The sequence below is a fragment of the Campylobacter sp. BCW_4338 genome, assembly GCF_001763255.1.
Classification (GTDB): domain Bacteria; phylum Campylobacterota; class Campylobacteria; order Campylobacterales; family Campylobacteraceae; genus Campylobacter_D; species Campylobacter_D jejuni.
Map to the genome: position 1 here is coordinate 1 of NZ_MJYJ01000046.1, position 10679 is coordinate 10679.

The following is a 10679-nucleotide window of genomic DNA, read 5'->3' on the forward strand; positions in this document are numbered from 1 at the left end:
GTATTTTGATTAGCACCTATTTCTATATCTTTGTTTTCTCCTACATATTCATGAGAGTTTTTAGCCACTCTTACTTTATTATCTACTCCTACATTTAAGGTATTGCTTAATCCTACTATGGTATCTTTAGATAAGCCTACATTAGTTAAGTATTCTCCTCCTATATTGACATTTTTAGCTAAGTCTATGATTTGAGTATGAATCTTTTTAATCCTTTCATTATAAATTCCATCCACTATAGAATCTTTATCATTTAAGATTCTTTGAGTGAAATTATGCTGGACTAATTCATCATAATCCTTTTGGGCTTTTAAATAAATTTGTTCTTTATCTTTTATATTTGAGAGGGTAAGTTCAATGGCCTTGTTTTGTATAGTTTAAATCTTTAGTCATTTTAACACTAAATGTGTTATTCCTTGTGTTGTTTTAAATGCAGGTGCGCTAAAATAAGCAAATAAGATTAATTGATATTTTTCATTCATATTATAAAGTTTATTCCTATCATCTTGTGAAAGCATAGAAGTATTAAAGGTTATATCATTTCCTTGAAGATTTTCTAAAATTTTAATTTTAGATTGATTACATTCTAATTCCTCTTCTTTTTTTATACAATATGCCCATTTAATTGCCTCATCGAAGAAAAATTTCTCCTCATTATTTAAGTAAGCTCTAACAAAAATAGTTTTATTGTAAGGGATTTTATCAGTAGTATTTTGCTGTTCTTTTTCTTTATAAGCTTTCAAATTTGTGATATATAAATTCTTTCTTGAATTTTTTATTTGTTTTTCATACCCATTTGTCTCAGTATCTAAATAAAGATTTTATCCAAAATCTTGCATGCTTACTTTATTTGTAAAAGTATAATAACCTCCTTGCTTATCTGCAGAACTTAAAGAGACTATTGCCACATTTCCAATTTTATGTATTTGACTTGTGCTAAAGCCTTCTAAGGTTTTTGTAGCTATAATACATTTTGTAGCCCTTTTTAAAAAAGAAGAGTTTTCATCTAAAATTAAATCAATCTTGAAACTGCTCTTATAAATGCCTTCTTGATACTCTAACTTTAAACTTTCATAAATCCTTCTATTCTCACAATTATGAAGAAATACTTTAGTGATGGTTTCATGATTATTTCCATTTTTATCTAAAATCTTAAGATTATTGAGTGTTAATTCAAAATTTCCCCTCTATGCAATAAAATCTCTTCGCTACTATATCTTTCTAGTTTTAAATAGATTTTTAGCATCTTTGAAGCTTTATCTTGTAAAATTTTAAATTGATTTTCTTTAGCAAAACTGTATAATTCTATAGCATTTTCTTCATTACCAGCAAGAGCAACTTTTAAAATTCCATCGTTTTTATTAATAAAATATGATATATTGTTTTTTACTGTTTTAAAGTATATTTCATCTTCTTTTTTTAAAATAAGTTCTTCTTGGGTGCTACAAGAAAAAGCTTGTGGATTAATTGCTTGTTGTTCTTCTTGTGTTGGATCATATTTTAAATACATTAGCTCACATTGATCTTCTATTAATTTAGAACAATCTATTTTTGCTTTTGCTCCTATAAGTAGGGTAATAAAAGTATTTTTAGGTTGTTCTATTTGTATAATAGATGGAGTAGGGTTTGGATAGAGTATAAGAATATTATGGGGTGTATTTGCTTCTAGTTTTTCAAACTTTTGTCTTAAAGTTTTATTAAGCAAGGTAACATTATCCAATTTATTAGCACCTAAATTCTCACAATAATTAGCAATACAATAAATATTATCTAAGCTAAAATTTTTTTGAGTGAGGGTGTTTAGGTAATCTAAATGAGGCTTAAGGATGGTAGTGATGTATTCATATGTAAATTTAAAATGCTTATCAAGATCTCTATTTTTAGAATCATTCTTAAATATCTGAATATTTTCTTGAGTTAAATTTCTTGCTTCATATTCTTCTATATGCTTGTAAATTATTTTTTTATTAAATGTGACAATATTGAGACACTGAAATATTTCTAAAATATTCTCAAAAGATATTCCATTATATAATTTAAAGATTTCCGACTCCCACCATCTCCTTTTTGTAAGTCCCAATAATTCTCTCCCATTTGAAGTGTTGGTTGCATATCGTAAATAAAACCAAATTAAAAACCTATTTTGTTGCCTAACGGCTCCTAGAAGTAATTCTCTATAATAATTATAAGCCCTAGATACCAAAGCGATTCTTTCATAAGATTTTGAAATTTTATTGTCAATTTTATTTTCATATGATTGCAGTGTTAGGGAAAATAATTTATAGGCATTATCTTGTGTTTTTAAATCAAGACTAAGTATTGTTAGTTTTTCTAGTTTTTCAATTGCTTGTGTTGTAGTAATTGCATTGTTCGCAGTTTTTCTAAAATGTCTTTTTCTTCATTAGATATTTGCCAATTATCCCCAAAAATATTTTTATATAAACAAGTGATGGTATTTAGAGAATTAACTTTTAAATCTAATCCAAAACCAACGGCTATACTTTTACCGCCATCACCATAAGGCTTTAAAAAATTACCACTCTGAAATAAAGAACTTTTTATATCTACTTCAATATTACAAATTAAAACTCCTAAAAGGATCGCATAAGTTTCATCATCTAAAGTTTCAATATTCATTATTATTCCTTTATAAACTCCATAGTCCAATCTGGATTAGTCCCTGCACCACAAGATTTAAAAATAGATAAACTTATATTACAAGATTCTATTGCATTCAAAGGATTTTTTGCTCTAAAACCTTTTTGTGTTTTTTGTAAGAGCACTTTGCACTTTTTTTCTACATTATTTTCATCTTTTATTTTTAAATGTAAAATTGCTTGATTTGGAGAAAGTATTTTTAAGTGCAATAATTTATCATATTTATGTATTTTGCAAGTAGAATATTTATGCAAAGATTCATATTCAGCCAAGCAAATTTTATTATTGCATTCTAAAAAGTGAAAAATTTGTTGCCTACTTTTTGATAAATCTATATCTTGCGAATCTATATTTTCAGAAAAACCATATACACCACTCCATTCTTGTATGTTTTGATTTGCAAAAAGTATTTGTATTAAACATAATATCAATATGACTATTTTATTATTCATACATTCTCCTTAAGCAATATATGTTTATAATTTGAATTTTCAAAAGCAATAAGAAACTTTGCACATTCTTTTTTATAATCATTTTCATTTAGCACTTCGGTATCATAAAGCATTGATTATTCCTTATGATATAAGCGATTTACACTAATTTCTGTTCCCTCTCCACAACCCATATAGCAATCTTTGGGCTTTTGCTCTGTGATTAAAATCCCATTTTTATTAAGCTCCAAGTTCAAGCTACATTTTTCTTCGTCATCATAATACGCAATGGCTTTATTATTATTTTTGATTTTAAGCTTCATTAAAACTTCTTCGCAGATATGCATATCATTAAATTCACTTTTATGGAGGATAGCCTCATATCTAGCTTCACAAATATTAAACTTATCACACTTTTTTATTGTAAAGCTCCCCATATAAAGATTTTCTTGTAATGTATAAGTCCCAAGCCACACATTGCCCGTGTGTGCTGTGTAATTTTGCAATTCTCCAACTCTATTTTGCAAAAGCTCTTTTACACATTCTTTAGATTTGCATTGATTTAGGGTTTGAAGCCATAATCGTTGCGATGTTAAAAGCTTATTTTGCTCATTTTTGTTTAGATTCTGTCTTAGTTCTTTATATGTCTTTGCCATATATCTATCAAGTTTTTGTAACTCCCCACCTTCATCATTACAAATCATCTTTTCAACCTTACTTTTTGCTTTAGCACAATCAAAACTAGGTTTGGCTTCTTTTGGGGATTGTGCATTAGCACTAATGGCTAACATTAAACACAATCCTAAAACTATTAAAATCTTTTGCATAAGAACTCCTTTAATTTACTCTGTATTTTTTGTCGTTTCAAACATCAATTATTTCCTTTTTAAAAAGTGCATTTTAATTCTCTTTTATTACCTTCTAAAAGATAAATGCGTGTTTCTGGATAGGTAGAATTCTCATCATTAAGAAATCTCCTGTTCCATAGAGTAATATAATTTTTTCCTTGAAATTCCATAACTCCATAAGTTAAATAGCTTAGTATAGGAATTTCAGAGTTAAATTCTGCTTGTTCTGGTATTCCTGAAATTTTATTGCTTGGCAGGGCATATGTATCAAATGCTATGCTAGGCACTTCATTAACCATTACAGTTTGATAACTAGTTTTTTCTCCATGAAAATGCAGATCATCTCCATAGATTTTACCACTTGCTTTTGCATCTAGCTTACCATTTTTATATATCCAAAGTGCACTAAAATATTCCCCTCGTGAAAGAATTACATTATCTAACACCCCATCATTATTAATATCAATTTTTCTTTTATAGACTCTAGGAAAACTGATATAAGGATCTTTTTCTTTGATAGCTTTTGCCATTTCTTTTTTTATAATCTCTCTTTTTTCTGTGCAATAATGATAAAAAATGCCATATTGATTATTTGCTCCAAAAGCACAATAACCTATACTAAAGGGAGGATTGACAGATGGAGGAACTTCTTGCCATTTACTGTCATCACTCTCATATCTTCTTGCATATTCACATAATTCTTTATTGTTAGAATCTAGCACTTCTCCTAGAAGTTTAAGTAATTGTGTAATGCGCTCTTCATAAGCATCTTTTATAAAATCAACTTCATTTAAATTTTTAATAAATGCTCTTTGTGAATCTAAAAGATCTTTTAGCCTTTGCTCCTTATCAGCAAAATTAGAAATCTTTAATTCTTTTCTTAATTGTGTATAGACTTCACCCATATAGCGATCTAAATTCTGTAACTCCCCATCTTCATCATTGCATATTATCTTTTCAACTTCTGTGCTAGCTTTAGCACAATCAAAGCTAGGTTTGGCTTCTTTTGGAGATTGAGCATTAGCACTAATGGCTAACATTAAACACAATCCTAAAACTATTAAAAACTTTTGCATAAGAACTCCTTTAATTTAAATTTGTTATCTTAATTGGCATTTAGTTTCCTAATAATTTATTAAGTTTTTTATCTTCTGTAAAAGCTTGATAGAGCTTCTCATAAAGTATTTTATATACTTTTACTGCCTCATCAAATTCGCCTGAATTTGCTTCATTAATCCGAGATTGTAGAATAAAATAGTTCCATTGTGCAATATTATAAGCCATAAAATCTATAACAATGCCTTTAGTAGTGTTTTCAAAAAAATTATTAAATAAATTGTAGTTAGATAAAAAATTTATTTCATTATATTTTTCTAACGGGCAAGCAGCACCATTAAATTTTTCTACTCTTTGGTTAAAATTCCATTTTTTTCTATTAGCTTCACTATCTATCATTTTAAAAGCTAAAGTAGCAATCGCTTCTAAATAAATTTGTTTTATGCAATAATTAGATCGAAAGTCTTCTTGTTTTCCTGTCCCAAATGGTACAATAAAATAGCACTGAAATATATTTCTATCGCTCATAACAGAGTGATTAAAATATTTCAGCTCTTCTCTTGCATTTTGCCCCTCTTTTGTGTTTTTTGGGATACTCTTTAGTATTGAAAAATAGAGTTTAGAATATAATCTATCAAGTTTTTGCAACTCCCCACTTTCATCATTACAAATCATCTTTTCAACCTTACTTTTTGCTTTAGCACAATCAAAGCTAGGTTTAGCTTCTTCTGGAGATTGAGCATTAGCACTAATGCTTAACATTAAACACAGTCCTAAAACTATTAAAAACTTTTGCATAAGAACTCCTCCTTTAAATAGAAATTAATTTTATTTATTTGTAAGCTTTTAAATTCCTCATAGCTTAAATTTGTTGTCTTAATTGGCATTTAGTTTCCTAATAATTTATTAAGTTTTTTATCTTTTGTAAAAGCTTGATAGAGCTTCTCATAGTATATTTTATATTTTTCTACCGCTTCATCAAATAAATCTGCATTTGCTTCATTAATCCGAACATCTACAAGAAAGTAATTCCACTGCATAATATTGTAAGCCATAAAATCTATAACAATGCTTTGAGTAGTGTTTTCAAAAAAATTGTTAAATAGATTATAATTGGATAAAAACCCTACGTTCATATCGTAGGTTCCATTAGAGTTTTCAATTGGGACAACAAAATCTTTCACTCTTTCATTAAAGCCCCATCTTTCTCTATTAACTCCACTATCTATCATTTTAAAAGCTAAAGTAGCAATCGCTTCTAAATAAATTTGTTTTATGCAATAATTAGACTGACGGTCTTCTTGTTTTTTTGTCTCAAATGGTGCAACAAAATAGCATTGAAATATATTTCTATTACTCATAACAGAGTGATTAAAATATTTCAGTTTTTCTCTTGTTTTTTGCCCCTCTTTTGTATCTTTAGGGATACTCTTTAGTATTGAAAAATAGAGTTTAGAATACAATCTATCAAGTTTTTGTAACTCCCCACTTTTATCATTACAAATCATCTTTTCTACTTTTGTACTTGCTTTAGCACAATCAAAACTAGGTTTGGCTTCTTTTGGGGATTGTGCATTAGCACTAATGGCTAACATTAAACACAATCCTAAAACTATTAAAAACTTTTGCATAAGAACTCCTTTAATTTACTCTGTATTTTTTGTCGCTTCAAACATAATAACTACTCCTCTAGCACAATATCTAAAAATATAGAGCTATATAAAAAGAAATCTAAGCCAAGATTGAAGTGTTTGGGTATCATAATTTGTTTGAAAAAATATTAACATCCATGCAATAGCAACGCACAGGCTACTATGAATACAAAGAGAGAAAATACTCATTGGGATAATCCATAATGAAAATTCGTTTAGAGCTAGATTTGAATGTGATTGCATAAAAAATTTTCTTAAAAAATATACCAAAGGTAAAGAAATACCACAGATATACATTATTAATAACTCCCATTCACAAGTAATGCAGATAATCAAAAATAATAAATAATATGAAAAAAGCCAAGCAATCCAAAAACTTTTTGAACATACAAACCCACAAAAGCTTTGAAATCTTATCAAAAATACTATACATACATAAGATATACCACCAAGAATCAATACAGGCAATGTAAAGACATATGCTAAAAACCCAAATCCATCAGTCATTATCTCGCCTCACTTTTTACTATAATCCTCAATAGATTCTTTGTATCCAAATTATTTGGAATCTTAATATTTTTAAAACCTTTGCTTGTAACTATAAAATCACAACCAAGATTGAAATGTTTCTGTGTTTGTTGGATTTGTATTTGTTGGTAGTCGTGGTTTTGATATATAAGTTTTTGCATTATGGTTTGTCCTTGCCTATCATAGATAAGATTCTATATAGAATCTTAGTAAAAAATGACTTATGATTTTTATAGAGGATATAGCTAAGGAGTAGTGCAATTATACTGGGAAAAACCACAACAAGAACATAAAAAGTTATAGTGCGAATCGCCTCATTTCTCTCATCGATTTTAAGATAATATCTATCACACCATGAGCTGATATAATATCCAATAGCATACATCATTACAAAAGAAAGGATAAGTAGTCCAATCCCAATAAAAAATGAAACGATATATCTGTCTAGTCTCTTTGTAAATGAAATCTTTTGCATATCAAAATAAGTATAGATAATAGCATAGAGTATAAAGGTAAGATGTATAATTTGCAAGATAATGGGGATTAAAAACATTTGAAAAATTTCAAAAAGGCTGATAATAGTTGTATCGACAAATATTACCCACATAGCTAAGTATAACAACACTGAAGCTCCAATATGTAGAGTAAGATTCACATATTGAGGCTTATATTTATATAATAAAAGCGTCAGACAATAAAGGGGTAGAAAATAGTATGCAATAAGACTAAGCCCATATATAAAAGGCTCATAATCACCACCAGCAAAAAACATCTTACTTCCCCACTATAAAAGCAGTATCTTGCATTTGCGTATGACTAAAATCCATATCCAAAAATGTAGAGCTATATAAAAAGAAATCTAAGCCTAGATTAAAATACTGTTTTGTTTTTAGAAAGTCTGAATTATATAAGGGAAATAAGAATGATTTTGGTGAGGTATATTTAAAATGAAATTTTGTATTTCGGTATTGCATTATCGAATTATATAAATCAAATCCTACCTTCTCATAATCCCATGCCCCAATAGGCTGATCGCTACCATTATTATTAAAATTCACAGTATCAATGATAAAAGCACGCACCTTTTTGCACGCAGCATATAAAGAATGGTAATTATAGAATCTTGTAACTCTCGTGATTTGTATAAGGCTTGGTATATATAAGATATTAAAAGCCCCTGCGATAGAGTATAGAGCAAAATTCTGCTTGTATTTTGGGTTAGAGTGGAATTTATCTAAAACTTCTTTTTCATGTTGTATGGAGTTTTGCAATGAAAATGCATCAAATTTACTTAAGCCTAAATGCGGTAAAAACACATCATTTTTTATATCAAACCTTTGAAAATATAAACTATTATCGATAATATCTGATGGTTTTTGTAAGTCTTTTATAGCTTTATGAGTTTCTGGGAGTGTTTCCTCTTTTTTATATAGCTTAAAGACTTCTGCATTCTTCGTCTTATTCTCTTTCATTGCTTGGATATTGAGTGCCATTGTATATTCTTGTGTGTTTTTAATGTTTTTTATATCTAGTAAAGCATCATTAAGAAAATCTTCGAATTGTTTTTGAAAATCAGATTCTTCTCCAAAAAGCTTTTTGAGATTCATATACTCGCCCTTTAGCTCTTGCATTATAGGAAACTTCATATAAAAACTATCCCAATCTAATTCCGCATAAAATCTTGCTTTATCTCTTGATTTTGTGTTGTCAGTCTTTAATTGTTGCATCTCTACTCTAGGCAATATCTCCTTTACTATTGTTTTCATTGTTTCATTAGGGATAGTATCTATAAAATCTTGTGAAGTAGAGCTTCTAAAGGTTAAATCTTTTAATTCTTTAGCATCACTTGGATTATCATGCCATAATCTTTGACAGATATAGCTTACCCCCCAACCAAGCCTTGAGATTTCATCTTTGTTTGTATGTGCCCTTAGTGTTTCTGCTAGAGTGCAATCAATGGTAATTTGTGGATAATCATTAATTCTTATAAGATAAGAGGCATTATAATTGGGTGTTTCTTTATAAGCAAAGACTAATAGTGTTTTTTGCTCTTGTGTGTCTTTAGGGTTTGGTAGTTGCAAACTAAGATGTTTTCCACAATAAGCTTTGTTGTTTTCTAAATGTCTATAAATGATAGAAGAAGATAATAGGGCTTTATCTTCTTCTTTTTCAATATAAAAACAATCTTTTAAAATTTCTTCATCAAATAAAGAACTTTCCTTTTTGTCATTAGTTAATTGGTTTTTGTTTAACTTATCTAAGGTGTTTTTATCCTGAATAAAAACATAACCCCATTTAATTTGCTCTTCTTTGATTTTTGCATCCTTATAAATAGCTTCAAATTCTACTATATCACCAAAAGTATAGAAATTACGCACTATTTTTTCATTATTTTCTAAGGTAAATTCTTTGGATTTTAGCCTAATAGAGTTTATAGAGCCTTTATCTGCCTTTCTTTCAAATTTTATTTCACACCAATGCCCATACTCATAACTTCTTAATAAAAATCTATGATTATAGATGGGTTTGTTTTTATAAATACTAGATTGGTTTAAAATTAATTCAAAGCTTTGTGCTTCTTTACTAAAAATTTCACTAGCATTTAAATGAGCTTCCCCCATTCTATTGGTTGTAAAAATAGTCTTGATTTCATTTTTATTGCCCTGTGCTATTTCATAAAGCTTAAATTCTTGATTATGCAGAAGAATATTATTAGAACTTAAAAGCCTAATATTTAAACTATTTTTTTGATTAAGTGCTTCCATTACTCTGCCCTAATCTCTCCACCTTTGACCACAAGCCCATTAGAATCTATCACTACTTCAACTCCACCTGCTTTAATAATCACATAATCTCCCTTAGTAACAATTTGAGTATCGCCTACTTGGTGGAGGATTTGATTGCCTGCTTTTACTTCATAATCTGTTTTTGTTTGCGATAATGAATTATCAGATACAAAGGTATTATTTTTATCTGTTTCAAAGCCCATTGAAGCATTGGTGGTGATTAGTAGATTATTTTTGCTTCTTATAGAAGTCTCTTTTTCTGTTTGGATTTTTAATGTTTCTTTTATATTAATATCATAATGCCCCTCAACCACTTCCTTTTTATTCCCCTTCACATTTCTTATCTCATCTTTATGGATAATAGTATTTTGATTAGCACCTATTTCTATATCTTTGTTTTCTCCTACATATTCATGAGAGTTTTTAGCCACTCTTACTTTATTATCTACTCCTACATTTAAGGTATTGCTTAATCCTACTATGGTATCTTTAGATAAGCCTACATTAGTTAAGTATTCTCCTCCTATATTGACATTTTTAGCTAAGTCTATGATTTGAGTATGAATCTTTTTAATCCTTTCATTATAAATTCCATCCACTATAGAATCTTTATCATTTAAGATTCTTTGAGTGAAATTATGCTGGACTAATTCATCATAATCCTTTTGGGCTTTTAAATAAATTTGTTCTTTATCTTTTATATTTGAGAGGGTAAGTTCA

Annotated in this window: 13 protein-coding genes; all 13 read right to left on the reverse strand. The window is 28.4% G+C overall.

Features of this window, described 5'->3' with window-relative positions; genetic code table 11:
• Positions 1 to 374, reverse strand: a 374-nt coding sequence (locus AJN69_RS10620) for a bacteriophage T4 gp5 trimerisation domain-containing protein (protein ID WP_407918813.1), incomplete at its 3' end; no start/stop codon positions are given.
• 15 nt (positions 375 to 389) lie between these two features.
• Positions 390 to 743, reverse strand: a complete 354-nt coding sequence (locus AJN69_RS10330) for a hypothetical protein (protein ID WP_193552365.1) — start codon at positions 741 to 743, stop codon at positions 390 to 392.
• A gap of 425 nt (positions 744 to 1168) precedes the next feature.
• Positions 1169 to 2080 (reverse strand): hypothetical protein, encoded by a 912-nt coding sequence (locus AJN69_RS10335; RefSeq protein WP_261664073.1) that lies wholly within the window; start codon positions 2078 to 2080, stop codon positions 1169 to 1171.
• Positions 2081 to 2331: 251 nt separating this feature from the next.
• Positions 2332 to 2637 carry a hypothetical protein gene (locus AJN69_RS05300; protein ID WP_052950221.1) on the reverse strand — a complete coding sequence of 102 codons (306 nt, stop codon included), beginning with the start codon at positions 2635 to 2637 and terminating at the stop codon, positions 2332 to 2334.
• Between the two features lie 2 nt (positions 2638 to 2639).
• Entirely contained in the window at positions 2640 to 3110 is a 471-nt protein-coding gene (locus AJN69_RS05305) for a hypothetical protein (protein ID WP_230100228.1), read from the reverse strand.
• 116 nt (positions 3111 to 3226) lie between these two features.
• Positions 3227 to 3916: a lysozyme inhibitor LprI family protein gene (locus AJN69_RS10340; protein ID WP_070290208.1), complete on the reverse strand. Its 690-nt coding sequence runs from the start codon at positions 3914 to 3916 to the stop codon at positions 3227 to 3229.
• Positions 3917 to 3975: 59 nt separating this feature from the next.
• A complete protein-coding gene (locus AJN69_RS05315) occupies positions 3976 to 5013 on the reverse strand; it encodes a lysozyme inhibitor LprI family protein (protein WP_070288351.1) in 1038 nt (345 codons plus the stop codon).
• 40 nt (positions 5014 to 5053) lie between these two features.
• A complete protein-coding gene (locus tag AJN69_RS05320) occupies positions 5054 to 5791 on the reverse strand; it encodes a lysozyme inhibitor LprI family protein (RefSeq protein ID WP_070288353.1) in 738 nt (245 codons plus the stop codon).
• 89 nt (positions 5792 to 5880) lie between these two features.
• A complete protein-coding gene (locus AJN69_RS05325; protein ID WP_070232946.1) occupies positions 5881 to 6624 on the reverse strand; it encodes a lysozyme inhibitor LprI family protein in 744 nt (247 codons plus the stop codon).
• Between the two features lie 84 nt (positions 6625 to 6708).
• The gene (locus AJN69_RS05330) at positions 6709 to 7152 is read right to left on the reverse strand and encodes a hypothetical protein (RefSeq protein ID WP_002789078.1); all 444 of its coding nucleotides are present in this window, start codon (positions 7150 to 7152) and stop codon (positions 6709 to 6711) included.
• 181 nt (positions 7153 to 7333) lie between these two features.
• Positions 7334 to 7945, reverse strand: coding sequence for a hypothetical protein (locus AJN69_RS05340; RefSeq protein WP_070210692.1), 612 nt, complete (start codon positions 7943 to 7945; stop codon positions 7334 to 7336).
• A 1-nt stretch (position 7946) separates the two neighbouring features.
• Complete coding sequence (locus AJN69_RS05345) at positions 7947 to 9938, reverse strand: DUF6402 family protein (RefSeq protein WP_070210693.1); 1992 nt, start codon at positions 9936 to 9938, stop codon at positions 7947 to 7949.
• Positions 9938 to 10679: bacteriophage T4 gp5 trimerisation domain-containing protein (locus tag AJN69_RS05350; RefSeq protein ID WP_070288356.1), on the reverse strand; the 742-nt coding region annotated here is incomplete at its 5' end. The genes AJN69_RS05350 and AJN69_RS05345, both read right to left, overlap by 1 nt.